The organism is Rhizobium sp. PRIMUS64 (assembly GCF_023006465.1).
GTDB lineage: Bacteria > Pseudomonadota > Alphaproteobacteria > Rhizobiales > Rhizobiaceae > Rhizobium > Rhizobium leguminosarum.
Map to the genome: position 1 here is coordinate 1 of NZ_JALBGX010000283.1, position 1,659 is coordinate 1,659.

The 1,659-nt window shown below is 57.7% G+C and carries 1 pseudogene; it reads right to left on the reverse strand.

Going from position 1 to position 1,659, the window contains the following annotated elements:
- Positions 1-403 precede the first annotated feature (403 nt).
- Positions 404-1,572: pseudogene (locus MOV76_RS39075) on the reverse strand (transposase); the annotation flags it as partial.
- Positions 1,573-1,659: the final 87 nt, after the last annotated feature.

Sequence of the window (1,659 nt, forward strand, 5' to 3'; positions counted from 1 at the left end):
AACCAATCCATCCGCCGGCCTTTCTGATTTCGCCGCCTCAGGCAACGGAACCATATGCGGTGTAGCTGCTGACAGAACCCGTTGCGCGCTTGATAGTTATGCGACCTATGGGGCGGCGATCAGGATGAGACGCCGTATTGCCTCACCCAAGAGTGTTCCCGGAGAATAATGTCGTTGCCTCACTCGATGTTTTCGAATGCCTCACGGGTTGTTCCGATCGTATCCCCGCACCTGGTGCAGGTGACGGAGGTAGCGAAGCCGCTCGCGAGCGCGCCTCTCAATAGCGCTGTAGCGAGCGGGCGGCTTCGCGGGCGGTCATCATGTTTTCCGGTGGGGTCGGTTGTCGAAGGCCAACCTGGCGGTAAGAGCGCGGATGACGATCCTGTATTGTTCGGTAATGATCTCACTGCCCGACCTCTATACTTTCCGTCTGCCGCGCGGCATCGGCGAATGGCCCGAACACCAGCGCATTGGCCTGTGTACTGCGCCAGATTTTCATTCGGCGCTGCACGGTCCGAATGAGGCCGTCGGGATACACGCCGGGGCATTTGACCTGCAAGCGTTCAAGCAACTCTCGCGAAGTTCGCCAAGGCTCCGCCTCGAACCATTCCTCGAGTTCGGCAGTGACGGCGAGTAGAGGATCGGGTCTCCGCCGCTCTCGCTTGGCCGCTGGCTTGGAGCGGGCAGTCGGTTTCACTTCACCACCACGCCAAGCAATCCGTAAGCCAGAAAGAAAGTCTTCGAGCGTCAGGTACATCGCCTTGAGCCAAAGGCATGTATCCTCCGGCGTGCGTGGGTCGTCAAGCAGCCGCTGGAAGAGTGTGGCAGGACGATGATAGCGCTTGATCACCTTGGCTCCGTCACGGTGCTTTTCTTTCAGCTTGAATGATGGCTGAAAGAAATTCACGAACAACCGCATTGACGAATAAAGCTTGGCCAGCTCCCGAGTGGCTCGCAGCCCCTCGAAGCCTCGGTATCCAACGATCTTGCGCACGATTGCGCCATTCTTCTGCTCGACAAATGCCTGATCATTCTTTCGGTAAGGGCGGCAACGGGTAAGTTCGATATTATCGCGCAAGCAATATTCATGAACACTCTCGTTCATGAACACACTGTCGTTATCGGTGTCGAAGCCCAGCAGCGGGAACGGCAGCAACTTGCGCAGTTCGGCCAACGCAGTGATCAGTACCGTTTGCTCGCGAACCAGCAGCGGCGCGCATTCCGTCCAGCCCGTGGCTATATCTGTCAACACCAGCGTTTGCGAGAAGGCACCCCAGCGTACGGGCCGGAATGAGAAACGAGGTCAGCTTCGACAAAGCCAAGTGCGGGGTCATCCCAATCCGAGAAGGTTCGAACGGGAACACTACGCCGAATCGCTGTTGATCCTTTCCGGCGCCGCGGACCCGTGGCGCTCGCTTTAATCTCCTTGAGGACCCGATCAATCGTCGCTGGGCTCATCGTCAAGAGTCGCCGGCGCGTCTCGCTATTCATATCGCCGTGTCCATGACGTTCCATCGCTTCGATTAGTGTTGGCAACAGGGGGTGTAGTGTAAGCGACAAGCAGACCCCATCTGGCGAAGCAGCTTAGCGGTCGGCTATCGGTAGCGGACACGATGAACTGCTGTGAGCTTCTATGTCTGCGCCTAGCTCTGGAACTAG